Genomic DNA, 24,076 nt, shown 5'->3' with positions numbered 1-24,076 from the left:
CCATCCCGTGCCCGAGCTGCCGGACATCGTCGTCTACGTCGAGTGCCTCGACCGGAGAATCACGTCGAGAAGGCTGACGGCGATCCGCATCGTCAGCCCGTTCCTCCTCCGCTCGGTGGCTCCCTCTCCTTCCGAGGCCGAGGGGCGCCTCGTGACGGCGGTCGGGCGTCTCGGGAAGCGCCTCGTGGTCTCTCTCGAAGGCGACCTGCACCTCGTGCTGCACCTGATGATCGCGGGCCGGCTGCGTTGGCGCGGTCCCGGGGCGCCGATGCCCGGGCGGATCGGCCTCGCGTCGTTCGACTTCGAGTCCGGGCGCCTGCTCCTCACCGAGGCGGGGACGAAGCGTCGCGCCTCCCTCCACGTCGTCGAGGGAGCCGCGGCGCTGCGCGGGCACGATCCGGGCGGAATCGATCCCGTCACCTGCGGCCTCGACGCATTTCACGAGGCGCTCGCGCGCGAGAACCACACGCTCAAGCGGGCGCTCACCGATCCAGGGATATTCAGCGGGATCGGCAACGCCTACTCGGACGAGATCCTCCACCGCGCGCGGCTGTCTCCGTTCCTGACGACCCGGCAGATCGAGCCCGGAGTCGTGGCCCGGCTCATGGAGGCGGCCCGCGAGGTCCTGACGGAATGGACCGTGCGCCTGAGGCGCGAAGCCGGAGAGGGATTCCCCGAGAAGGTGACCGCCTTCCGCGAGGAGATGTCGGTGCATGGGAAGTTCGGCAAGCCCTGTCCCGTTTGCGGCGCGGCGGTGCAGCGCATCGTCTACGCCGGGAACGAGGCGAACTACTGCGCGCGGTGCCAGACAGGCGGGCGGCTCCTCGCCGACCGATCGCTGTCGCGCCTGCTCAAGGACGACTGGCCGCGGACGCTGGACGAGCTGGAGCGGCGCGCGCGGCGCTGACCTGGCGGGCGCTCAGGATCCGGGGGTCTTCCCGAGGAGTATGTCCTTGATCCGGCGCAGCTCCGTCTCGCGCTGGGCCAGCTGCGTCTTCGTCTCCTCGGTCTCGGTGTGCGACGCCTCGATCTGGGCCTTGAGATCGGCGATCGACTTGTTCAGGTCGTCCTCCCGCGCGAGGAGGGCGAGGATCAGGCGGATGGCGTGCCCCGACGGGACCGAGCCCCCGGAGGCGAGAGACTGCTGCAGGAGCACCCGCGCCCGCTCGACGTCGCGCGACGGGTTGTCCGGCAGCGCGGACAGGATGCCGAGCGTGAAGAGCGCCTCCCCCCGGGACGGCGTACCGGTCCCCATCGCGACGACCGCCTCGAGCCTCGACACCGCGAGGGCGCGGTCGCCGAACTTGAGCGCCGTCATGGCCTCGTCGAACTCCCGCGCCCCCGGCACGGGGGCCGGAGCCGGAGGGGGCGCGGCGGAAGGGGCCGGGGAAGGCGGCGCGACCGTCCGGCTCCCGGGCCTCGGGCATGCGAGGCACAGGCCCAGCGAGGAGGCGAGCACGAGGCACACCGCGAGGCGGATCCTGCGCGCGCTCAAATCCTGACGCTCCTCCATCTTCCGGACGACGACGGCTTGAGGCCTCCCGAATCCGCGCCCGGGGAGCGCGGCTGCTGCGCGGGAACGATGAAGATGAACCGCGCCCCCCTGCCGGGCTCGCTCTCGGCCCAGATCCGTCCGCCGTGCCGCTGGACGATCTCCTTCGAGATCGCGAGGCCGAGGCCGGTCCCCTCCGCCACCACGCCGCCGCCGCGGAAGTACTTCTCGAAGATGAGGGGCACCTCGTCCGCCGGGATTCCGGGGCCGGTGTCCTCGACCTCCACGCGCACGGAGGAGTCTTCCGGGCTCACGGTCATGGTAATCCGGCCGCCGGCCGGAGTGTACTTGAACGCGTTGCCGACGAGATTGATGAGCGCCTCGCCCAGGCGATCGGGGTCGGCGGTGATCCGGGCGGGAAGCCCCGGGACGACGTCGATCCGCCACGCGACACCCTTCTCCTCCGCCAGCGCGTCGAAGGAGCGGCCGATCGACGTGAAGAGCGCCGCCGCGGGCACCTCGCGCATCTCGAGGGGAAGCCGGCCCGCCCGGAGCCGCCCGAGATCGAGGAGCTGATCGACGAAGCGGGTCACGCGATCGACCTCCTCCTCGATCCTCCGGACCGACCTCAGACCGGTCTCGTCCAGCGAGCCCTGTCGCCCGGAGCTGAGCCCGGACAGGTACCCCTTGGCGCACGCGAGGGGGGTCCTCAGGCCGTGGGACGCCGTGGCGATGAACTCGGCCTTGAGGCGATCGAGCTCGCCGAGAGCCTCGGACATCCGGTTGAACGCGTCGGCGAGCCGTCCCAGCTCGTCGTCCGCGCGCACCGGGATCTTCTGATCGAAGTCCCCCGCGGCGATCCGCTCGGTTCCCATGGCGAGATCGGTCAGCGGCCGGCTGAGCGCTCGAAGGAGCGCGAGCCACAGGCCGAACGCCACGAGCAGCCCCACCGAGGTGGAGGCGACGGTCAGGGTGGCCGCGTCCCGCGCGATCTCCTCGGTGTCGGCCGCCCGCTGGCGCGCGGCCACCTGGACCGCGGACGACAGCCCGCGAACCGCGGCCTCGACGCGGTCCGAGTCCTGCTCCACGACGTGGAGCGCCTTCGTGATCATGTTCGGATCCTGCTGGTTCACGTCCAAGGGCTCGACCCCCGCGACCGCATCGTCGTGGAAGCGCGCGAGCGCCCTCGCGACGTTGTCGGCCGCCGGACCGAAATGGGGCGCGATGTACGCTTTCAGCTCCGAGAGCTGCCCCCTCACGCTCGAGAGCGACGCCTCGACCCTGGCGCGAAACGATTCCCGCTCCAGCACCATGACGCACAGGAGCTTCGCGTTCTGCCGCGCCTCCTCGAACCCGTCGCGGACGGCGCCCATGTTCGCCTCGATGGTCGCCTCCTGGTTCAGGAAGAGCTTCGTCTGCTCGGAGATGCGGCGCAGGACCACGACCGAGTAGACGGTCGGCCCGACGAGGATGACGACCATCAGGCTCGCGCCCGCGAGCGCCCGGCCCCGGATCGTGAGCGACATGGCTCCCCTACCGGCCGCCGGGGGGTGCGACGGATCCCTGCGCCTGCACCGTCGTGATGGCCACGACGTGCGCGATGTCCTCGGCCGAGCAGCCGCGGGAGAGGTCGTTCGCGGGGCGCGCGAGCCCCTGCGTGATCGGGCCGAGCGCGGCGGCGCCCCCGAGCCTCTCGGTGAGCTTGTAGGCGATGTTGCCCGAGTCGAGATCGGGGAAGACGAGGACGTTGGCTCGACCCTCGAGGGGGCTAAAGGGGGCCTTCGTCGCGGCGATCGCCGGCACGAGCGCCGCGTCGACCTGGATCTCGCCGTCCGCGAGAATCCCGGCGCTGCGCGCGCGCAGCATCTCGAGCGCCCTCCGGACTTTGTCGGCCCGCGGGTGCGACGCGCTGCCGCGCGTCGAGAAGGAGAGGAGCGCGACCCGCGGCTCGCACCCGAGGAGGAGCCGGGCGCTCGCCGCCGACTGGATGGCGATGTCGGCGAGCTGATCGGCGGTCGGATCGACGACGAGCCCGCAGTCGGCGAAGACGAACGACCCGTCATGCCCCATCGCCGCGTCCTTCACCGTCATCACGAAGAACGACGAGACCGTGCGGACTCCCGCCGCGGGGCCGATCACCCGGAGCGCCGCGCGCATCGTCTCGGCGGTGGTGTGGGCGGCGCCCGCGACGGTCCCGTCGGCGTCGCCGGATCGCACCGCGAGGGCCGCGAAGGTCAGCGGGTCGCGCGCGTGCCGCACCGCCTCCTCGCGCGTCACCCCCTTCGCGCGCGTGAGATCGTGGTAGATCCCCGCGTACGCGTCCATGCGCTCGAAGGTGGACGGGGAGACGACGTCGACCCCCGCGAGATCGATCGCGAGATCGCGCGCCCGCCGCCCGATCGTCGCCGCCTCGCCGAGCAGCGTCACGCGCGCGCTGCCCGCGGCCTGCGCCGAGGCGGCCGCCCGCAGCGTCCGGTCGTCGTCCGACTCCGGCAGGAAGATGCGACGGGGATCGCGCCGGGCGCGCTCGAGGATCGAGCCCAGGACCTTCAAGGGCGCCGCCGCCGTGGGCTCATGGCGCCGATCGTAACACAGCGCGGGCGGCGCTCCCCCCTTCGCGTCACGCGCGCTCCCAGAGCCGGCGCCGCGCCGACTCGATCGCGAGAAGCGCGAAGAACGGCACGTACTCGACGGCGGCGAGCCACGCGAGCGGATCCGCGTCGCCTGCGCGCGCGGCCATCATCGGGTAGGAGAGCAGGGGGGCCGCGAAGGTGAGCCAGAGCCACGAGCGTCGCGGCACGATCGGAAGGAACGGGGCGATCCAGAGGAGGTACCAGGGGTGAAGCGTCGGAGAGAGGAGGAGCGCCCCGCCGAGGAGCGCCAGGATCTCACGGCAGGGATCGTCCCAGCGCCTGCGGAGGATGCGCAAGGCGAACGCCGCGAAGGCGGCCGCCGCGAGGATCTTGGCGATCGAGAGCGGCTCCGTGAGCCGGAGCGCGAGCGAGGACTCCCACGTCGCGGAGGGATCGAGGCACCCCGCGAGCCTCAGTCCGCCCCGCACGGCGTCCGCGACGCGGAGGCGCTCGACGGCCTGAAGGGCGATCGCGAAGAGCGAGTCGTTGAAGCGCCATCGCTCGGCGTAGGCGGGAAGCGAGCCGAGAACTCCCATTCCCGCGCCGAGGTACGGGGCGTAGACCGCGGCGCACGCGAGAGGCGCGACCAGCCCGTCGCGCCACCTCGCGCGTCGGGCAAGCGAGGGAATCGCGAGCCACCCGGCGTACTTCGCGGCGCCTGCGAGGGCCGCTGCGGCCAGCGACGTGCCCTTCCATCCCGCGTCGATCGCGAGGAGCGCCGCGGCCAGGAAGAAGACCCCGACGGGATCGCAGTGCCCGCTCCATCCCACCTCGATCACGGCGAGAGGGCTCCAGGCGTAGATCAGCACGGCCGCGGGATCGCGCCCGCGCCGCCTCAGGAGAGCTCCGAGAACCGCTATCGTGCCGAGGTCGAAGAGGATCATCACGACCCTCACGGCGACGAGCCCCTCCCCCGGAACCAGCGCGGCGGCGCGGAACGCGAGCTGCGTCACCGGCGGGTATATCGTGGGAAGATCTGGATTGTTGATGCGGCCGCGGTACGATGTCGTCCACGGATCGAGAGCGGGATCGGCTGGGGCGTGCGCGTAGGGGTTCAGCCCCGCGCGCTGCACGTGCCCGTCCCAGACGTAGCGGTAGGCGTCGTCGGAGAGCGCGGGAGGCGCCGACAGGGCGATGAGACGGAGCAGCACGGCGCACCCGAGGACCACGGCGAACGAGCGCCGGGAGCCCCCCGCGCTCCCCATCTCCACGTGGTGCCCCGCCCAGGTCGCCGCCGCGAAGGCGCCGGTGAACCCCAGGAAGAAGAGGGGCGACGCCGCCACCGTCGCCAGCCGGCCGGAGCCGCCGCCGCTCGCGTGGATGGCGAGGGCGGTCGAACCGCACGCGGCCGCCGCCGCGGCGAGGAGGACCTTCAGGTGATCCGCGCCCTCGACGCCGCCACCCTCGTGGTCTACTACGCGGCCCTCTCGGGGCTGGCCGCTTTCGGCGTTCATCGCCTCGTCCTCACGCGCGCCTCCCGGAAGTATCGCGGGGCGGTGGTCGCTCCCGCGGGGGCGCTTCCCCACGTCACGATCCAGCTGCCGATCTACAACGAGATCTGCGTCGTCGATCGCCTCGTGGAGGCGGCGTGCGCGCTCGACTATCCGCGGGAGCTTCTCGAGATTCAGATCCTGGACGATTCGACCGATCGGACCGCCGGACGCGCGCGGGAGCTCGCCGCGGCGTGGCGCGGCCGCGGCCACGACGTCGTCTGCCTGCATCGGGACGGTCGCGCCGGGTACAAGGCCGGGGCGCTCGCCGCGGGGCTCACCGCCGCCCGGGGCGAGCTGATCGCCGTCTTCGACGCCGACTTCGTCCCGCCGCCCGGATTCCTGATGACGACCGTCCCCCACTTCGCCGACCCTTCGGTCGGGATGGTACAGGCGGCATGGGGACACCTCAACAGGGACGCCTCGCTCCTCACGCGCGCGCAGGCGCTCCTCCTCGACGCGCACTTCCTCGTGGAGCAGTCCGGCCGCGCCGCCTCGGGGCTGTGGTTCAATTTCAACGGGACCGCGGGGGTCTTCCGGCGCGCGTGCATCGAGGCCGCCGGGGGGTGGCAGGCCGACACGCTCACGGAAGATCTCGATCTCTCCTACCGCGCCCAGCTCGCGGGGTGGCGGTTCGTCTTCGTGGACGCACCCCGCTGCCCTGCGGAGCTGCCGGCGGAGATGGACGCGCTGAGGTCGCAGCAGCACCGCTGGGCCCTCGGCTCCATCCAGACGGCGAGGAAGCTGATGCCGGCGATCCTGCGCTCCGGGGCCCCGGCGCGGGCGAAACTCGAGGCGACGATTCACCTGACCAACAACGCCGCCTACCTGCTCCTCCTCGCCGTCTCGCTGCTGATCGTCCCGTCGCTGGCGATCAGGCGATCGCTCGGATGGAGCCTCGGCGCCCCCGACCTGATCGTGTTCGTCGCGGGAACCGGAGCCTTCGCCGCCTTCTGCCTGCGGGCGCTGCGCCTCGACCGCGCGCCGGGACGCGGCCGTCGCCCCGCCTCGCTCCTCGCGCGTTTCGCGGCCGCCTTTCCGATCGTGATGGCCCTCGGCGCCGGGCTCGCGCTCAACAACGCCCTGGCCGTCCTCGAGGCCTTCGACGCCGGCGCCCCCTCGTTCCGGAGGACCCCGAAGCAGGGGCGCGGCACGGGGGCGGCCCCGCGCCGCGCCTATCGAGGCGAGCCGTCGCAGCTCGCGGCCGTCGAAGCGTTCCTCGCGATCTTCTTCGGCGTCGCGGCGGTCTGGGCGGCGGGCGAGGGGTTCTACGCGTCGGTTCCGTTTCTCGTCCTCTTCGCGGCGGGGAATGCGTACGTCGCCGGACTGACCCTCGGCCAGAGAGTCGCCTGGCGCCGGAGTCCGGCTCCGGGAAACTGATCGAGACAACGCCGCGACTCGAACCGCAACTTGTTCTCTTCCCGGGCCGAAGGTAACCTTGTCTCGCTCGCCCTGCTTCAATAGGAGTGCGCACGATCGAAGCACCGTCTGCCCCACGGCGCTCCGCACCCCGCAGCCACGCCCTCATCCTGTTCGCGTCGGTCGCGGCGGCGGCGGTCCTGTCCCCGCTGTCGGCCTTCGCCCAGGTCTCTCCCGGGCCGCTCGCAAAGCCCCACTCCGGCCTCGAGGGGGCGCTCCGCTGCGTGAAGTGCCATGGCGCGACGCACGAGTCGATGGACGGCCGGTGCCTCACCTGCCACAGGGAGATCGCGGCCCTCAGGGACGCGGGGCGCGGCCTTCACGGCGCGAAGGGCCTCCGCGCCTGCGCGAGCTGCCACCCCGATCACGCGGGGGCCGACTTCGAGATGATCGAGTGGGAGGGGGGCACCCCGGAGAAATTCGACCACCGCAAGGCCGGCTGGCCACTCGAGGGGAAGCACGCTTCGATCAAATGCGCCGAGTGCCATCAGCCGAAGTTCCGCGTCTCGAAGTCGGCGGGCCTCGCCCCGGACGGCCCGGGGCACGATCACGGCTGGCTCGGCCTCGAGCGCGAGTGCGCGAGCTGTCACGAGGACGTCCACCGCGGCGCCCTCGGCGCGGACTGCGCCCACTGCCACGGCATGGATCGATGGAAGCCGGTCGCGAGCTTCGACCACGGGAGGACGACCTACCCGCTGTCGGGAAAGCACTCCGAGGTCGCGTGCGCGAAGTGCCATGAGGCGGCGCGCCTCACGCCGGGCCACGACCGGGAGGGGCGCACGATCCCGATCTACAAGCCGGTCCCGCACACCGAGTGCAGCGACTGCCACGCCGATCCGCATCAGGGGCGGCTCGGCGCGGCGTGCGCGAAGTGCCACGTCACGGAGGGGTTCAAGCGCGTCGCCGGCGGCTCGTTCGATCACGACAGGACCCGGTACCCGCTGCGCGGACTTCACAGGACCGTCACGTGCGCCGCGTGCCACGACCCGGAGAAGGCGTGGGGGAAGAGCCCGGCGTTCGCGCGATGCGGGGACTGCCACAAGGACGCGCACGGCGGGCAGACGGCGACGGCGGCCGGCACGCCGGACTGCGCGGCGTGCCACTCGCCGGACGGCTTCAAGCCGTCGTCGTTCTCGGTGGCCGATCACGATCGAACCTCCTACGGGCTGGCCGGCGCCCACCTTAAGGTCCCCTGCGCCGCGTGCCACCTCAAGTCCCCCGCCGGCGTCGACCCGGCGCGCCTCGGGAGCTCGAAAGTCTGGCTGCGTCGCCCTCACGAGAAGTGCATGGACTGCCACGCCGACGCGCACGGAAGGCAGCTCGCGGGCTCGCCGGACAAGGGCGCGTGTGAGCGGTGCCACTCCGTCGAAGCCTTCAAGCCGTCCCGGTTCGCGGCCTCCGATCACGCGAAGCTCCGGCTGCCGCTCGAGGGACGCCACGGCGAGATCCCCTGCGCCGCGTGTCACGGGCCGTCGCGCCCGGGACTGCCGGCTCTGGCGCCGGCCGTCGCGAGCGGGTCGGCGAAGATCGCGCTGAAGGTCCCCGAGGTCGAGTGCGCCCAGTGCCATTTCGATCCGCACGGCGGAAAGCTGAAGCCGCCGAAGGAGAGCGCCGCCGCCTGCGCGGGATGCCACGATGTCCGGACGTTCGCGGGGTCGCGGATCGACATCGAGACGCATCAGGGCTTCTCGTTCCCGCTCGAGGGGGCGCATCGCGCGGTCCCCTGTCAGGAATGCCACAAGCAGCTCGGCGGTGGCGGACCTCGAATGCCGGCGACCGCGGGGGCCAGCCTCGTCCTCGCGGCGGCGCACGGCAGGAAGATCGAGTTCACGGAGCGCCGCACGGCGTGCGTCGACTGCCACACGAATCCCCACGGCGACCAGTTCAAGGGCCGCTCCGGAGGGGGAGAGTGCCGCACGTGCCACGGCCTCGACGCGTGGAAGCCCGCCGCCGGCTTCGATCACAAGCGGGACACGGCGTTCGCTCTCGACGGCGCGCACGCCCGCGTCGCGTGCGGCAAGTGCCATCTTTCCCGGAGCGGCGGCGTGACGCCGGCCATCACGTACAAGGAAACGCCGACGAAATGCGAGGCCTGCCACGCGGCGGGTGCGGGAAAGGAGCGCACGTCATGAGGAGGTCAGGTTGGCTCACGGCGGCCCTGATGGTTCTCGCGGCCGGTGGCCCGGCGCGGGCCGCAGATACTCCGGCCAATCCACACGGCGCCATGGTCGAGGACTGCACCCTGTGCCACACCAAGGACGCCTGGAGGCCCGCGGTCGTCAGCCCGAAGTTCGACCACGGGAAGTACGGCTTCAAGATCACGGGGGCGCACACCGCCGTCGCATGCCGCGCCTGCCACGCGACGCTCGAGTTCAAGGGGGCGGGCACCAACTGCGTGGACTGCCACCAGGACGTCCATAAAGGGGAGCTGGGGCTCGACTGCGCGATGTGCCATACGACGAACAACTTCATCGAGCGGGCCGGGGACGTGCGGCGCCATCGCCTGACCCGATTCCCGCTCCTCGGCGCCCACGCCATCGCCGACTGCGCGGCGTGCCACCATCCGTCGCCGTCGGGACAGTCGGCGTACGTGAACACGCCGACCGACTGCGAGCGCTGCCACGCGGACGCCTTCCGCACGGCGAAGAGCCCCGATCACGTCGCCGCCGGCTACCCGATGGACTGCGCGCGCTGCCACAACACGACGACGTGGCTGTCCGGGTTCAACCACGCGACGACCGGCTTCACCCTCACCGGCGCGCACGCCAGCCTCGCCTGCGTCAGGTGTCACGCGAACAACGTCTTCACGCAGCTTCCCACGGACTGCGATTCGTGCCATCACCAGCTCTACATCAGCACGGCGACGCCGCCGCACGCCTCCTCGGGGATCGGGATCGATTGCATCTCGTGCCACAGCACGAGGGCGTGGCAGCCGTCGACGTTCAACCATGCGAACACCGGGTTTGCGCTGACCGGGGCGCACAAGCCGCTCCCCTGCGCGATGTGCCACACGGGCGGCGTCTTCACGGGACTGAGCCCGCTCTGCGTCTCCTGCCATCAGACCAACTACGACAACACGACGAACCCGGCCCACGTGGCGGCGGGGTTCCCGACCACCTGCGAGCAGTGCCACTCGACGACGAGCTGGGCCGGGGCGACGTACAATCACACGCAGTTCCCCATCAGCAGCGGCACGCACGGGCCCGGGGTCTGGAGCTCGTGCGCGACGTGCCACATCAACCCCGTGACGTACGCCGATTTCTCCTGCTTCGGCTGTCACCCGCACTCCGACAGGCTGCAGACCGACGGCAGTCACAGCGGGGTGAAGAACTACATGTACGACAGCGCGGCCTGCTACAGCTGCCATCCCAGAGGCAGAACTTGAGCGCCCTCCGGACGGCTCTTCGGCTCCTCGGGCACGCCGTGGCGGCGATGGTCTGGCTCACGCCGACCCTCGCGGCGGCCGACGACGCCTACCGCTCGGCGAAGGTCACGTACGTGACGAGCGCCTCGATCTACGTCGACGCCGGAAGCGACGACGGCGTGACGATGGGCGGGGCGATCGAGCTGGTGCGGGACGGGGCGGTCGTCGCCGTGTTGAAGGTGACGTACCTCGCGTCGCACCGCGCGGTGTGCGCCCGCGAGTCCGGCGACGCCACGCCGGCTGTCGGCGACGCGGTCCGGTTCATCCCGGCGATCGTCCCCCCGGGCGCCGCCGAGGGCGCCCCCGCCGCGTCCGCGCCGGCTGCGTCGCGCTCGATGTCGGGCCCCGGGCTGCACGGGCGCGTCGGCCTCCGGTACCTCTACGTCAAGGACACCAGCGGCGCCGGGCAGAAGTTCACGCAGCCCGCGGCCGACCTGCGCCTCGACGGCTCGCAGCTCGGGGGGGCGCCCATCGATCTGAACGTCGACGTCCGCGCCCGCCGGACGGCGGTGACCGACTCGCTCGGGGCGAGCAACACGACCGATCTGACCAACGTCTACCGCATGGCGGTCTCGTGGGACACGCCGGGGCCCGGCTGGCGGGCGACGATGGGGCGCCAGTTCTCCCCGTCGCTCTCCGTCGTGAACATCTTCGACGGGATTCTCGGCGAGTACCGGGGAGAGAGGTGGGCCGCCGGGGCCTTCAGCGGCACCGAGCCCGACCCTGTCAACCTCGGCTACTCGAGCGACGTGAGGGAGCACGGAGCCTACGTGGAATGGCACAACGCGACGGCCGCGGCGCGACGGTGGGCGCTGACGACCGGCGCCGTCGGCTCGTACCAGCAGTCGACGATCAACCGCGAGTTCACCTTCGCCCAGGGAACCTACACCGGCAAGAGCCTCTCGCTCTGGGTCTCCGAGGAGGTGGACATGAACCGCGGCTGGAAGAAGCAGGCCGAGGGAAGCTCCTTCTCGCTCACGAGCACCCTCTTCAACCTCAGATACCGCGTGGGCACCGCGTGGACGCTGAACGCCGGGTACGACAACCGGCGCAACGTGAGGCTCTACCGGGATCTCGTCACGCCGGTCACGCAGTTCGACGATCAGTACCGCACGGGGGCGTGGGGAGGGGCGAGCTGCCGGTTCCTGAAGCGCTTCAGCGCCGGCTTCGACGTCCGCACGAACACCGGCGGAACCCTCGGCGGGGCGAGCGGCTACTCGGTCTATCTGGGCGCCGACCGGCTCACGTCGATCGCGTTCGGCATCCGGACGAGGAGCACCCGCTACACGAACGACACCGTCGACGGATGGCTCCACTCCCTGGACATCGACTTCCCCATCGGATCGCGGTGGCACCTCGACCTCACGGGTGGCGTGCGCGACGAGACGCCCGCGGATCCGACCCAGCCGTCCACGTCTCTCAAGTGGGCGGGGCTCGACCTGGACGTCGCCATCGGCCGTCACATCTTCGCGGCTCTGTCGGTCGAGCACGGATCGGGGACGGTGGACGCCGCGGACCAGGGGTACCTGACGCTCGCGTACCGGTGGTGATGGCGAACCCCGGCGCGACATCGGGAGCCGGCGCCGTGGAATAATCCATCGCCGGGAACGGTTGTCGCAGTGTCGTTCCGGCGATCGACCCACCCCTCATTCCAAGGAGACCGCATGCGATCCACCCACGCCCTCTTCCGCCCGCTCGCCGCGATCGTCCTCACGCTGGCCGCCGCGCCCCTCGTCGCGGCGGCCCCGATCGACCTCGACGCCCCCGGCCGCACCCGCCAGGACAGAGACCGCGACGCCTACAACCACCCCGAGGCGCTCTTCGCCTTCTGGGGGCTTCACGATGGGATGCGGATCATGGATCTCTACCCGGGGGACGGCTACACGACGCTCCTCCTCAGCCAGCTCGTCGGGCCCGCCGGAAAGGTCCTCGCGTACGACTCGTACGATCACGAGGCCTTCGAGAAGCGCATGAAACCCCTCGCCCTCGGGAACGTGGAGGAGACGGCCGCCGCCGAGCCGGAATGCTTCAAGACGATTCCGACGACGCTCGCCTCGATCCCGGCCGGCTCGCTCGACGCCGTCGTGACGATCCGCAATTACCACGACATCGCGGAGCCGGCCCGGGCCCTGGTCGAGCTCAAGCGAATCCTCAAGCCCGGCGGCATCCTCGGCATCGTCGACTCACGGACCGCGGCGGGGCGCGACGACAAGACGCACCGGATCGCGGACGACGTCATCATCCGGGAGGTGACCGCCGCCGGGTTCACTCTGGCCGGCGTGTCGCAGATGCTCTCGAACCCCCGGGACGACGCCGCGAAGGGGTTCTGGGAGGAACGCTTCATCGTCGATCAGTCGTGTCTGAAGTTCACGAAGTAACGGAAGTCCGGGCCCGGCGCGCGGAGCGCCGGGCCCGCTGGAATCAGTACTGGTCGAGGTACCGATCGGTCTCCCACGGCTGCACGCGGGAGATGTACTCCGCCCACTCGCCGCGCTTCGCCTCGACGAAGTGCGTCAGGATGTGCTCGCCGAGGCTCCCCGAGACGACCTCGTCCTTCTCGAGGTTGTCGAGCGCCTCGGAGAGGTTCGCCGGGAGCTGATCGATTTTCAGGCGGCGCTTCTCCCTCTCGCTCATCTTGAAGACGTTCTTGTCGACGGGCTCGCCCGGGTTGAGGTTCCGCTTCACCCCGTCGAGCCCGGAGGCGAGCATCACCGAGAAGGCGAGGTAAGGGTTGCACGAGGGATCCGGCATCCTCACCTCGATGCGCGTCCCCATGCCGCGGCGCGCCGGCACCCGCACGAGCGGAGACCGATTCCGCATCGACCAGGCGACGTTGACCGGCGCCTCGTACCCCGGCACCAGGCGCTTGTAGGAGTTCACGAGCGGGTTGGTGACGGCCACGAACGCGGTCGCGTGCATGAGGATGCCGCCGGTGTAGGCGAGCGCCGTCTTCGAGAGCTGGTACTTCGCCTTCGGGTCGTAGAACACGTTGCTCCCCTTCCTGTCGAGGAAGGACTGGTGCACGTGCATGCCGGAGCCGTTCACGCCGAAGATCGGCTTGGGCATGAACGTGGCGTGCAGCCCGTGATCCATCGCGACCTTCTTCACGATGAAGCGGAAGGTCGAGACCCGGTCGGCGGTCGTCACCGCGCCGGCGTACTTGAAGTCGATCTCGTGCTGGCCGGGGGCCACCTCGTGATGCGCCGCCTCGACCTCGAAGCCCATCTGCTCGAGGGCGAGGACGATGTCGCGCCGGGCCTCCTCCCCTCGATCGACGGGGGTGAGATCGAAGTACGCCCCCTGATCGTGGGTGTCGATGACCGGGTTGCCGTTGGCGTCGCGCCGAAAGAGGAAGAACTCGGCCTCCGGGCCCGTCACCAGCGTGTACCCCAGAGCCGCCGCCTTCTCCATCTGCTTCTTCAGCGTCATGCGGGGGCACCCGGGGAAGGGGTTCCCGTCGGGGTTGTACACGTCGCAGATCAGCCGGCCGACTTTCTCCCCGTTGTTGTGCGCCCACGGGTAGATGGCGAACGAGTTCAGGTCGGGGACGAGGTTCATGTCCGATTCTTCGATCCGCGTGAACCCCTCGATCGACGACCCGTCGAACTGGATCTCCCCCTCGAGGGCCTTGCCGAACTGGGAGCGGGGGACTTCGACGTTCTTGATGATGCCGAGGATGTCGGTGAACTGGAGCCTCATGAAACGGACGTTTTCCGCGTCGCAGACCTTCAGGATCTCGGGCTTGCTGAGACCCGGGCCGGCGGCGTCGAACTTCAGGACCTTCGCCCTGGCTGTCTTCGCCATCTTTGCCTCCGGAATGGGTTTTTTTGGGGTGACGGGGCTTCCGTGCGGGTTCGGCGCTATCTTAACGTCATTTTGCCGGAGCGCAAGCGTTATTTGCGGAGTGATTCGAGTCTGCTGCACATTCTGCAGAATTTCGTCGTCACTTCGACTACCCGGGCGGTCCGGGCCTCGGACGGCCCCTCAGCGCCGGAAGGGGTCGTCCAGGAGGAGCGCGGGAAGCTCCGCGCCCGCCGCGACGTCGCCCGCCGTCTCGTGGACGATGACCAGGGCGTTGGCGCGGCTCAGGGCCACGAGGTCGGCCGAGCCCATCGAAGGGAGGGGGCGGGCCGCGAGCCGGCCGGCGCCGGTGACGGCGACCCGCGCCGGGAGGTACGCCCGCCTCCCCGGCCTCCGGCGGATCGGGTCGAGAAGCTCGACGGAGACCGCGGGGTCGACCGGCTGGAGCGCCCCCATCATGAGGCGGAGCGCCGGGCGGGCGAAGACCAGGAAGTCGACGATCGACGAGATGGGGTTTCCCGGCAGGCCGAAGACGACGACGCGGCGCGCCCGACCCTCGACGAGGCCGAAGAAGAGGGGCTTCCCGGGCTGGATCGCGACGCGCTCGAAGATCGGGCGGCACCCCGCGCGACCGAGGGCGGCGCCGACGAGATCGAAGTCCCCCATCGAGACGCCGCCGGTCAGAAGGAGGACGTCCGACCCGAGGGCGCGCGCGATGAGCGCGTCGAGGGCGGCCGGATCGTCCTTCGCGATCCCGGGCCTCACGGGGTCGATGCCCATCCGGCGCAGCAGGGCGAGGAGCGACCACGAGTTGGTCTCGCGGATGCAGCTGCCGGTGGGGGTCTCACCGACCGGCACCAGCTCGTCGCCGGTCGAGATCACGGTCACGGACGGCAGAGAGCCGACGCGGAGGCGCGACCTCCCCTCGGAGGCGAGCAGCGCGATCTCGGGGGCCCCGACGAAGGCCCCCGCGGGAAGGAGAAGCGAGCCGCCGGCCAGATCCTCGCCGCGGCGCCGGATGTGCTGCCCGGGCTCGGCGCGATCGAGAATCCGAACCCTCCTCCCGCCGTCGAGGGGCTCCGTGCGCTCCACCATCACGATCGCGTCGGCGCCGCGCGGGATCGCCGCCCCTGTCATGATCTTCGCCGCCTGCCCCGGCCCGATCGTCGCCCGCGGGTCGCGCCCCGCCGCGATCGTCTCGACGACCTCGAGCTCGGCGGGGGGCGCGGCGGCGTCCGCGGCGCGAAGGGCGTAGCCGTCCATCGCGGTGCGATCGAACGGCGGCGCGTCGAGGGACGAGACCATCGCATCCGCAAGACAACGCCCCGGGGAATCCTCGAGCGCGATCTCCTCCGAAGGAAGAGGCGCCACCGCGGCGAGAACCGCCTGAAGCGCCTCGTCCACGCCGAGCATCCGGAGATCGAGCCTCCGGTCGCGCGGGGAGGCGGTGCTCACGGGTGGATCCCGGTCCGGCGCGCCGAGACGACCCGGGCGCGGCCGGCGAGATCGGGGACGATCTTCACGTCGGTCCAGAAGAGCGCCCCCGCGCCGCTTCCGAGGAAGCCCCTCACGGCGCGCTCCCGCGCCGGGGAGATCTCGAGCACGAGGTGGCCGCCGGGGGCCAGCGCCTTCGCGGCCTGCGGCACGAGCCGCTCGATGACCTCGCTTCCCTCGCGCCCTCCGAAGATCGCCTCCTTCGGCTCCGCGGCGGCGACCTCGGGGTCGACGGGCTCGTCGAGGCCCACGTAGGGAGGGTTCGACACGACGAGATCGACGCGCGGGGAGCTCCGGGCGAGGAGCGGCGCCAGGAGATCGCCTCGGTGGAAGTGGATGCGCGAGGCGACGCCGTGACGCTCCGCGTTGGCGCGCGCGACGGCGAGGGCGGCCTCGGAGAGATCGATGGCGAGGACCTCGAGATCGGGCCTCTCGTGCAGGAGCGAGACGGCGATGGGCCCCGCCCCGGTCCCGACATCGACCGCCACGGGCTTCGGGGAGGCGGTGGAGGCGAGCGCGCGCAGCGCCTCCTCGACGACCGTCTCGGTCTCGGGGCGCGGGATGAGGACGGCCGGGTTCACCGCGAAGTCGAGCGACCAGAACTCCTTCGAGCCGACGATGTAGGCGACCGGCACGCGCGCCGCGCGGCGCGTCACCATCTCCTCGAACCGCGCGGCCTCCTCGTCTTCGACGCTCGCCTCGGCGCGCGCGAGGATCGCCGCGCGGCGGACGTTGAGGATGTGGGCCAGGAGGAGCTCCGCGTCGAGGCGGTGGCTGGCGATGCCGGCCGAGGAGAGGCGCGCCGCGGCGTTCTCGAGCAGGCGGCCGATCGCGGGCACGGGGAGTCCCTCCGTCAGACCTGGATCTCTTCGTTGAGGCGCTCGGCCTCGTAGTGCGTGGCGAGGGCGTCGACGATCTCGTCGAGATCGCCGTCCATCACGCTCTGGATCTGGTGCACGGTCAGCTTGATGCGATGATCCGACACGCGCCCCTGCGGGAAGTTGTAGGTGCGGATCTTCTCGCTGCGGTCCCCCGAGCCGACCATCCCCTTGCGCGCGGCCGCGCGCTTCTCCGCCTGCTCGGCCTCCGCGATGGCGAGGAGGCGCGACCGCAGCACGCGCATCGCCTGGGCCTTGTTCTTGTGCTGCGATTTCTCGTCCTGGCAGGAGACGACGAGGCCGGACGGGATGTGGGTGATGCGCACCGCGGAGTACGTCGTGTTGACGCTCTGGCCGCCCGGCCCCGACGAGCAGAAAGTGTCGATGCGGAGATCCTTCTCGTCGATCTTCAGCTCGACCTCCTCGGCCTCGGGAAGGACCGCGACCGTCACCGCCGACGTGTGGATGCGGCCCGAGGCCTCCGTCGCCGGAACGCGCTGCACGCGGTGCACGCCGCTCTCGTACTTGAGCCGCGAGAAGGCGCCGCGCCCCTGGATGGCGGCCGTCGCCTCCTTCAGCCCCCCCTGGCCCGCGTGGCTCGAGTCGAGGATCTCGACCTTGAACCGCAGCTTCTCGGCGTAGCGCAGGTACATCCGGAAGATCTCGGCGGCGAACAGGGCGGCCTCCTCGCCCCCGGTTCCCGCGCGGACCTCGAGGATCACGTTCTTGTCGTCGTAGGGGTCCTTCGGGATGAGGAGGCGCTTCAGCAGCGCCTCGAGCGCGGCCTTCTTCGGCGCGAGCGCGGCGAGCTCGTCCTGGGCGAGGCGCCGCATCTCCTCGTCGGCGCCGCGGAGCATCTCGCGGGCCCCCTCCTCGTCGGCCAGCAGGCGCTTGTACTCGTGGAAGCGCTCGACGACCTCCTCGAGATCGGCGTACGCCTTCGAGTGCGTGCGGAAGGCGTTCGTGTCGGCGATCTGCGCGGGATCGGCGAGCCGGCGCGCGAGGTCCTCGTGCCTGTCCTCGAGGCTCTGGAGCTTCGAGAGGAGCTGGCTGTTCTCGCTCATGGGCGCGCCACCTCGGGACGGATCATTCCCGGGAGGGCGGGTGCCGCCCGGGTGAACGGGGACGATCTAGGAGCGGCCCGGCGAAGGAATGGGCCCGGTGGGCATCCCGGGACGCTTCGCGGCGGGCTTGTCCTTCTTCTCGTAGCGCCTGGTGAAACGCTCGACGCGGCCGGCGGTGTCGATGAGCTTCTGCTTGCCCGTGAAGAACGGATGGCACTTGGAGCAGATCTCGAGACGCAGATCCTTGCGGGTCGAGCGGGTGACGAACTTCTCGCCGCAGGCGCAGCTCACCGTGACGTCGTGGTACTCGGGGTGGATGCCCTTCTTCACGTCGATCCTCTCGTTTCTCCCGGGGTCAGGCCGCCCGTCGTGATTCCGTCGCGCCGCCGCCGGGCGCGTCGTCCGGCGGGCGGTTCGGGGGCCTCTCTCGGGAATCTGTGGAAAGGGGGCGATTATAGAGGACACCGCCCCCGGCTGTCCAACCGACGCGCCGGGCCGCTAGGAGATCGCCTCCGACATCGAGTCGAGGAACTCCTTGTTCGCCTTGGTCTTGCCGATCTTGTCGATGAGCAGCTCCATCGCCTCGGGGGGTGAGAGCTGGTTGAGCACCTTGCGGAGGACCCACGAGCGATCGAGGTCCTTCTTGACCAGGAGCAGCTCCTCTTTCCGGGTTCCGCTGCGGCTGATGTCCATCGCCGGGAAGACGCGCCGGTCGGCGAGCTTCCGGTCGAGGTGCAGCTCCATGTTGCCGGTCCCCTTGAACTCCTCGAAGATGATGTCGTCCATGCGCGACCCGGTGTCGATGAGCGCGGTCGCCATGATCGTGAGGCTCCCCCCCTCCTCGATGTTGCGCGCCGCGCCGAAGAAGCGCTTCGGCTTCTGGAGCGCGTTGGCGTCGATACCGCCCGAGAGCACCTTCCCCGACGGCGGGGTGATGGTGTTGTAGGCGCGGGCGAGCCTCGTGATGGAGTCGAGGAGGATGACGACGTCCTTCTTGTGCTCGACGAGACGCTTCGCCTTCTCGATGACCATCTCGGCCACCTGGACGTGCCGGGAAGCCGGCTCGTCGAAGGTCGATGAGATGACCTCCCCCTTGACGGTGCGCTCCATGTCGGTGACCTCCTCGGGCCGCTCGTCGATGAGCAGCACGATGAGGAAGACCTCGGGATGGTTCTTGGCGACGCTGTTGGCGATCGACTGGAGGAGCATCGTCTTGCCGGTGCGCGGCGGGGAGACGATGAGCCCGCGCTGCCCCTTGCCGATCGGAGTCAGGAGATCCATGACCCGGCCCGACGTCCCTTCCCGGTCGGTCTCGAGCTTGAGCCTCTCCATCGGGTAGAGCGGCGTGAGGTTCTCGAAGAAGATCTTGTCGCGCGCCGCCTCCGGAGTCTCGAAGTTGATCGCCTCGACCTTGATCAGGGCGAAGTAGCGCTCGCCGTCCTTCGGCGGCCGCACCTGGCCGCTCACGGTGTCGCCGGTGTGCAGGTCGAAGCGGCGGATCTGGGAGGGGGAGACGTAGATGTCGTCGGGGCTGGGGAGGTAGTTGTACTGCGGGGCCCTGAGGAAACCGAACCCGTCGGGGAGGCACTCGAGGACGCCCTCGGAGAAGATCAGGCCGTTCTTCTCGGTCTGCGCCTGGAGGATCTTGAAGATGAGATCCTGCTTGCGGACGCCCGTCGCCCCCTGCACTCCCATGTCGCGGGCGACCTTGGCGAGATCGTTGATCGCCATCGCCTTGAGCGTCGCGATGTTCAGGACGGGCTTGGGTGGCCCGGCGGTCCCGGCCTGGCCGTCGGCCGCGGCCTGGGCGGCTTCGGCCTCCGCCGCCTCGGCGGCGGCGTCGATGGCGGCGTCGTCGGGGAGGCCCTGGGTGTTCATGCGGCCTTCGCGCGTGTTGCCGTCGTGGGGCGTGCCGTGGCGCTGATGCTGCTGCCCCTTGTGGCGCGGGTGACTGTGGCGGGGATGGCCCCCGCCGCCGTCACGGTTTCCGTTGCGGGCGAAGTTACCTCGCGGCGCCGCCCCACGGTTGTTCACGTCGGGCTGCTGCCCCATCCGATTCGGTGCTCGATGATCTGCCACAGCTTCTTCCTTCCCTCTCCCGTCTTCGACGAGTGGACGACGGCGTTGTCTGCGCCGAGGGCCTTGCCGGCCCTGAGGCGCGTTCCCTCCCACGCACCACGCGAAAGCTTGTCGATCTTGGTCAGTACCACCTGGTATGGCGTGCCCCGCGCCGTGAGCCAGCGGCTCAAGGCCACGTCCGATTCCATCGGCTCGTGGCGCGAGTCCACGAGCAGGAAAACCATCCTGAGCCTGTCCCGGGCCGTGAGGTACGCGTCGATGAGCCCCGAGAGCTGCTCCCGGACCTGCTCCGGCGCGCGCGCGTAGCCATAACCCGGCAAATCAACGAAAAAAAACGCCCCGTTGATGAGATAGAAGTGGACTTCCTGGGTCCGCCCCGGCGTCCGGCTGACCCTGGCGAGGCCCGTGACGCCGAGAAGGCTGTTGATAACGCTCGACTTGCCGACGTTGGAGCGCCCGATGAACGCGATCTCGTGGCGCTCTCCCGCCGGAAACCGGGAACGATCCGCCGCGCCCGCAAAAAAGGCGCTGCTCGTGACCTTCATCGAGCCGCGCGTCGCGCGGCCGGCGCGTCCCGGCCGGCGCTCAGTGCGTCAGCGGCCCTTCCTCCGTCCGGGCGTCGTCCTTGGCCGCGAAGCCATCCTTCACGACGCCGACGGTCGGGGGGCGCTCCAGAGCGAACTTGAGCACCTCGTCCATCGTATCGACGAGCTTGAACGTCAGCTCGCTCTGAATCTCCTGTGGGATGTCCGCGAGATCCTTCTCGTTGTCCTTCGGGAGCAGGATCGTCCGGATGCCGACCCGGTGCGCGGCGAGGACCTTCTCCTTTACGCCGCCGATCGGAAGCACCTTGCCGCGCAGCGTGACCTCTCCCGTCATCGCGATGTCCGAGCGGACCGGGATGTGGGTGAGGAGCGACGCGAGCGAGGTGGCGATGGTGATGCCGGCGGACGGGCCGTCCTTGGGGATGGCCCCCTCGGGCACGTGGATGTGGATGTCGTACTTGCGGTAGAAGTGCTCGTCCGTGATGCCCAGGTCGGCCGCCCTCGAGCGCACGTACGAGAGCGCGGCGCGCGCCGACTCCTGCATGACATCGCCGAGCTTGCCGGTGAGGAGGAGCGATCCCTTCCCCTTCATGAGCGTCGCCTCGGTCGTCAGGATCTCGCCGCCGACCTCGGTCCACGCCAGCCCCGTCGTCACGCCGACCTCGTTCTTGTCGCGCGTTTCCTTGGAGCGGAAGCGCGGCACGCCCAGATAGTCCGAGAGCAGCGCCGGGCTGACCGTCATCGTGTACTCGGGCCCCTCCGCGACCACCTTGCGGGCGATCTTCCGGCAGACCGACGCGACCTCGCGCTCCAGGTTCCGGACGCCGGCCTCGCGCGTGAACTTCTCGATGATGTCGCGCACCGTCAGCTCCTCGATCTTGATCTTCTCGGCGTCGAGGCCGTGCTGCTTGAGCTGCTTGGGGACGAGGAACTTCTGCGCGATGGCCGTCTTCTCGTTGAGCGTGTACCCGGGAAGGCGGATGACCTCCATGCGATCCTTCAGCGCCGCCGGCACCGTGTGGATCACGTTCGACGTGGCGATGAACATGACCTCGCTCAGGTCGAGCTCGGTGTCGAGGTAGTGATCGAGGAACGAATGATTCTGCTCCGGGTCGAGCACCTCGAGGAGCGCCGCCGACGGATCGCCGCGGAAGTCCATGGACATCTTGTCGATTTCGTCGAGCAGGAAGACGGGATTGCGCGTCCCCGCCTTCTTGATCATCTGGACGATCTGGCCCGGGAAGGCGCCGATGTACGTGCGCCGGTGGCCGCGGATCTCGGCCTCGTCGCGCACGCCGCCGAGGGAGAGGCGGACGAACTTGCGCCCCGTCGCCCGCGCAATCGACTGCGCCAGCGACGTCTTGCCGACTCCCGGCGGGCCGACGAAGCAGAGGATGGAGCCCTTCATCTTCTTGACGAGGCGGCGCACGGCGAGGAACTCGACGATGCGCTCCTTGATCTTGTCGAGGCCGAAGTGATCCTCGTTGAGGACCTTCTCGGCGCGCTCGATGTCCTTGTTTTCGACGGACTTCTTGCTCCACGGCATCGCGAGGAGCCATTCGAGGTAGTTGCGGCTGACCGTGGCCTCGGCGGAGATGGGAGGCATGACCTCGAGGCGCTTCAGCTCCTGGAGGGCCTTCTCCTTGGCCTCCTTGGGCATCTTCGCCTGCTCGATCTTCTGCTTGAATTCCTCGACCTCGTTGACGCGATCGTCCTTGCGGCCGAGCTCCTGCTGGATGGCCTTCATCTTCTCGGAGAGGTAGTACTCCTTCTGGGCCTTCTCCATCTGCTTCTTCACGCGATGGTGGATCTTGCGATCGACGCGCAGCTTCTCGATCTCGGCGTCGAGCGTCTCGACGACCATCGCGAGGCGATCCTTGGGATCGAACGTCTCGAGGAGCTTCTGCTTATCCTCGATCGAGACCTGCAGGTGCGCCGCGATGGTGTCGGTCAGGCGCCCCGGCTCGGTCACCCGGATCGTGGAGATCATCGTCTCGTACGGCAGATTCGGGCTGAGCTTGACGTACTTCTCGAAGAGGGAGACCGCCTTGTGCATCTCCTTCTCGATGTCGGGCGTCACCTCGACCTTCCGGTCGATGACCTTGACGAGGCTCGTGAAGTACCCGTTCTCCTCGCGGATCTCGAGGACGCGGCCGCGGAACCCCCCCTCGACCAGGAGCTTGATGTTCCCGTTGGGCAGCTTGAGGCTCTGGATGACGTTCGCGATCGTGCCGATGGCGTTGATGTCGTCGGCGCCCGGGTTGTCGATCTTCGCGTCCTTCTGGGACGAGAGGAAGATCTTCTTGTGCTCGTTGAGTGCCTGCTCCACGGCGAGGAGGCTGCTCTTCCTCCCCACGACGAACGGGATCATCGTGTGCGGGAAGACGACCAGCTCCCTCAGGGGAACCATCGGCAGGGATTCGACGCTGTCGTTCTTGAAGCTCGCCTGGAACATCCGGGGGCACCTGTGATTTCGGGGTGATGGGGGAATTCTAGCCGGCGGCCTTGAGCACCGCGAGGGGGTCGACCTTCGACTCCACGACCTCGCGGTTGATGATGCATTCCGCGACGTTGGTCATGGAGGGGAGCTGGTACATGATGTCGAGCATGATGTCCTCGAGGATCATTCTCAATCCCCGGGCTCCAATCTTCCTCTCGATCGCCCGATCGGCGATGGCCGCGAGCGCGTCCTCCGTGAACTTCAGCGTGATGTTCTCGTACTCGAAGATCTTCTGGTACTGCCTCACGATGGCGTTCTTCGGCTCGGTGAGGATCTTCACCAGCGCGCCCTTGTCAAGATCGCCAAGCGTCGCGGTGATCGGAAGCCGGCCCACGAACTCCGGGATCAGGCCGAACTTGATGAGGTCGATCGGCTGGACCTGCCCGAGGATCTCGTCGTAATCCTTTTCCTGACGCGTCCTGACGTCGGCCTTGAACCCGAGGGTCTTGCGGCCGATGCGCTGCTCGATGACGGAGTCTAGACCAACGAACGCCCCTCCGCATATGAAGAGGATGTTCGTCGTGTCGACCGGGATGAACTCCTGCTGCGGGTGCTTGCGGCCGCCCTGCGGCGGCACGTTGGCGACCGTCCCCTCGAGGATCTTGAGGAGGGCCTGCTGGACCCCCTCGCCCGAGACGTCCCGCGTGATGGAGGGATTCTCTCCCTTCCGGCAGATCTTGTCCACCTCGTCGATGTAGATGATGCCGCGCTGAGCCTTCTCGACGTCGTTGCCGGCCGCCTGGAGGAGCTTCAGGATGATGTTCTCGACGTCCTCGCCGACGTAGCCCGCCTCTGTGAGAGTCGTCGCGTCGACGATGGCGAAGGGGACCGACAGCAGCCGCGCCAGAGTCTGCGCGAGGAGCGTCTTCCCGGAGCCTGTCGGGCCGATCAGCAGGATGTTCGACTTCGACAGCTCGACGTCGTTCTTGCGGCGCGAGATCTCGTTGCGCTTGTAGTGGTTGTAGACCGCGACGGCGAGCTTCTTCTTGGCGCGCTCCTGGCCGATGACGTACTCGTCCAGGAAGTGCTTGATCTCGACCGGCTTGGGGAGCCGGATCTTGGCCTTGGGATCCGGCGATTCCTTCTCTTCGGAGATGATGTCGAGGCAGATGTCGACGCACTCGTCGCAGATGTAGACGGTCGGGCCCGCGATCAGCTTCTTGACGTCGCGCTGGTTCTTGTTGCAGAAAGAGCAGCGAAGAACGTCGCCGTCTCCCTTCTTTCGGGCCATCGTCAGCTCCAGCCCCGGCCTGCCCG

General features: G+C 69.6%; 19 protein-coding genes. 6 read left to right on the top strand and 13 right to left on the bottom strand.

What is annotated here, in order from left to right; translation table 11 throughout:
- The first annotated feature begins 7 nt into the window (after positions 1-7).
- On the top strand, positions 8-907 hold the full coding sequence (locus HY049_11530) for a formamidopyrimidine-DNA glycosylase (GenBank protein MBI3449530.1): 900 nt from the start codon (positions 8-10) through the stop codon (positions 905-907).
- A 12-nt stretch (positions 908-919) separates the two neighbouring features.
- On the opposite strand, the gene HY049_11525 is transcribed toward HY049_11530, so the two are convergent.
- The 4 genes from HY049_11525 to HY049_11510 all read right to left on the bottom strand — a co-directional run bounded on the left by HY049_11525 (position 920) and on the right by HY049_11510 (position 5,579).
- Complete coding sequence (locus HY049_11525; protein MBI3449529.1) at positions 920-1,495, bottom strand: hypothetical protein; 576 nt, start codon at positions 1,493-1,495, stop codon at positions 920-922.
- A complete protein-coding gene (locus HY049_11520; GenBank protein ID MBI3449528.1) occupies positions 1,492-3,018 on the bottom strand; it encodes a HAMP domain-containing histidine kinase in 1,527 nt (508 codons plus the stop codon). The genes HY049_11525 and HY049_11520 overlap by 4 nt, the downstream gene beginning before the upstream one ends.
- A gap of 7 nt (positions 3,019-3,025) precedes the next feature.
- Positions 3,026-4,045: a phosphate acetyltransferase gene (pta, locus tag HY049_11515; GenBank protein MBI3449527.1), complete on the bottom strand. Its 1,020-nt coding sequence runs from the start codon at positions 4,043-4,045 to the stop codon at positions 3,026-3,028.
- Between the two features lie 67 nt (positions 4,046-4,112).
- Positions 4,113-5,579: a hypothetical protein gene (locus HY049_11510; protein ID MBI3449526.1), complete on the bottom strand. Its 1,467-nt coding sequence runs from the start codon at positions 5,577-5,579 to the stop codon at positions 4,113-4,115.
- On the opposite strand from HY049_11510, the gene HY049_11505 reads away from it, so the two are divergent.
- The 5 genes from HY049_11505 to HY049_11485 all read left to right on the top strand — a co-directional run bounded on the left by HY049_11505 (position 5,505) and on the right by HY049_11485 (position 12,836).
- Positions 5,505-6,995, top strand: coding sequence for a glycosyltransferase (locus HY049_11505; GenBank protein ID MBI3449525.1), 1,491 nt, complete (start codon positions 5,505-5,507; stop codon positions 6,993-6,995). The genes HY049_11510 and HY049_11505 overlap by 75 nt on opposite strands.
- A gap of 86 nt (positions 6,996-7,081) precedes the next feature.
- Positions 7,082-9,166, top strand: coding sequence for a hypothetical protein (locus HY049_11500; protein ID MBI3449524.1), 2,085 nt, complete (start codon positions 7,082-7,084; stop codon positions 9,164-9,166).
- A complete protein-coding gene (locus HY049_11495) occupies positions 9,163-10,419 on the top strand; it encodes a hypothetical protein (GenBank protein ID MBI3449523.1) in 1,257 nt (418 codons plus the stop codon). The genes HY049_11500 and HY049_11495 overlap by 4 nt, the downstream gene beginning before the upstream one ends.
- A complete protein-coding gene (locus HY049_11490; GenBank protein MBI3449522.1) occupies positions 10,416-12,008 on the top strand; it encodes a hypothetical protein in 1,593 nt (530 codons plus the stop codon). The genes HY049_11495 and HY049_11490 overlap by 4 nt, the downstream gene beginning before the upstream one ends.
- 114 nt (positions 12,009-12,122) lie before the next feature.
- Positions 12,123-12,836 carry a class I SAM-dependent methyltransferase gene (locus HY049_11485; GenBank protein MBI3449521.1) on the top strand — a complete coding sequence of 238 codons (714 nt, stop codon included), beginning with the start codon at positions 12,123-12,125 and terminating at the stop codon, positions 12,834-12,836.
- 43 nt (positions 12,837-12,879) lie between these two features.
- On the opposite strand, the gene glnA is transcribed toward HY049_11485, so the two are convergent.
- The 9 genes from glnA to clpX all read right to left on the bottom strand — a co-directional run bounded on the left by glnA (position 12,880) and on the right by clpX (position 24,050).
- The gene (gene glnA / locus HY049_11480; GenBank protein MBI3449520.1) at positions 12,880-14,262 is read right to left on the bottom strand and encodes a type I glutamate--ammonia ligase; all 1,383 of its coding nucleotides are present in this window, start codon (positions 14,260-14,262) and stop codon (positions 12,880-12,882) included.
- Between the two features lie 180 nt (positions 14,263-14,442).
- Positions 14,443-15,714, bottom strand: coding sequence for a molybdopterin molybdotransferase MoeA (locus HY049_11475; GenBank protein MBI3449519.1), 1,272 nt, complete (start codon positions 15,712-15,714; stop codon positions 14,443-14,445).
- A complete protein-coding gene (prmC, locus tag HY049_11470; protein ID MBI3449518.1) occupies positions 15,711-16,592 on the bottom strand; it encodes a peptide chain release factor N(5)-glutamine methyltransferase in 882 nt (293 codons plus the stop codon). Before prmC ends, HY049_11475 begins: the two co-directional genes overlap by 4 nt.
- A gap of 14 nt (positions 16,593-16,606) precedes the next feature.
- Positions 16,607-17,695, bottom strand: a complete 1,089-nt coding sequence (gene prfA / locus HY049_11465) for a peptide chain release factor 1 (GenBank protein MBI3449517.1) — start codon at positions 17,693-17,695, stop codon at positions 16,607-16,609.
- A gap of 66 nt (positions 17,696-17,761) precedes the next feature.
- Entirely contained in the window at positions 17,762-18,025 is a 264-nt protein-coding gene (rpmE, locus tag HY049_11460; protein ID MBI3449516.1) for a 50S ribosomal protein L31, read from the bottom strand.
- Positions 18,026-18,193: 168 nt separating this feature from the next.
- A complete protein-coding gene (rho, locus tag HY049_11455; GenBank protein ID MBI3449515.1) occupies positions 18,194-19,450 on the bottom strand; it encodes a transcription termination factor Rho in 1,257 nt (418 codons plus the stop codon).
- 275 nt (positions 19,451-19,725) lie between these two features.
- On the bottom strand, positions 19,726-20,319 hold the full coding sequence (locus HY049_11450) for a YihA family ribosome biogenesis GTP-binding protein (GenBank protein ID MBI3449514.1): 594 nt from the start codon (positions 20,317-20,319) through the stop codon (positions 19,726-19,728).
- A 40-nt stretch (positions 20,320-20,359) separates the two neighbouring features.
- Entirely contained in the window at positions 20,360-22,774 is a 2,415-nt protein-coding gene (lon, locus tag HY049_11445) for an endopeptidase La (protein MBI3449513.1), read from the bottom strand.
- A 37-nt stretch (positions 22,775-22,811) separates the two neighbouring features.
- The gene (gene clpX / locus HY049_11440; protein MBI3449512.1) at positions 22,812-24,050 is read right to left on the bottom strand and encodes an ATP-dependent Clp protease ATP-binding subunit ClpX; all 1,239 of its coding nucleotides are present in this window, start codon (positions 24,048-24,050) and stop codon (positions 22,812-22,814) included.
- Positions 24,051-24,076: the final 26 nt, after the last annotated feature.

The organism is Acidobacteriota bacterium (genome assembly GCA_016195325.1).
In the GTDB taxonomy this organism is placed as follows: Bacteria; Acidobacteriota; Polarisedimenticolia; order JACPZX01; family JACPZX01; genus JACPZX01.
This window is presented reverse-complemented; position numbering and strand designations above follow the sequence as displayed.

What these genes read in the sequence shown, in the direction of transcription:
- HY049_11510 (MBI3449526.1), bottom strand. Translation starts at nt 5,579, where the DNA reads ATGAACGCCGAAAGCGGCCAGCCCCGAGAGGGCCGCGTAGTAGACCAC.
- HY049_11520 (MBI3449528.1), bottom strand. Translation starts at nt 3,018, where the DNA reads ATGTCGCTCACGATCCGGGGCCGGGCGCTCGCGGGCGCGAGCCTGATG.
- prfA (MBI3449517.1), bottom strand. Translation starts at nt 17,695, where the DNA reads ATGAGCGAGAACAGCCAGCTCCTCTCGAAGCTCCAGAGCCTCGAGGAC.
- clpX (MBI3449512.1), bottom strand. Translation starts at nt 24,050, where the DNA reads ATGGCCCGAAAGAAGGGAGACGGCGACGTTCTTCGCTGCTCTTTCTGC.
- lon (MBI3449513.1), bottom strand. Translation starts at nt 22,774, where the DNA reads ATGTTCCAGGCGAGCTTCAAGAACGACAGCGTCGAATCCCTGCCGATG.
- HY049_11450 (MBI3449514.1), bottom strand. Translation starts at nt 20,319, where the DNA reads ATGAAGGTCACGAGCAGCGCCTTTTTTGCGGGCGCGGCGGATCGTTCC.
- HY049_11485 (MBI3449521.1), top strand. Translation starts at nt 12,123, where the DNA reads ATGCGATCCACCCACGCCCTCTTCCGCCCGCTCGCCGCGATCGTCCTC.
- glnA (MBI3449520.1), bottom strand. Translation starts at nt 14,262, where the DNA reads ATGGCGAAGACAGCCAGGGCGAAGGTCCTGAAGTTCGACGCCGCCGGC.
- HY049_11495 (MBI3449523.1), top strand. Translation starts at nt 9,163, where the DNA reads ATGAGGAGGTCAGGTTGGCTCACGGCGGCCCTGATGGTTCTCGCGGCC.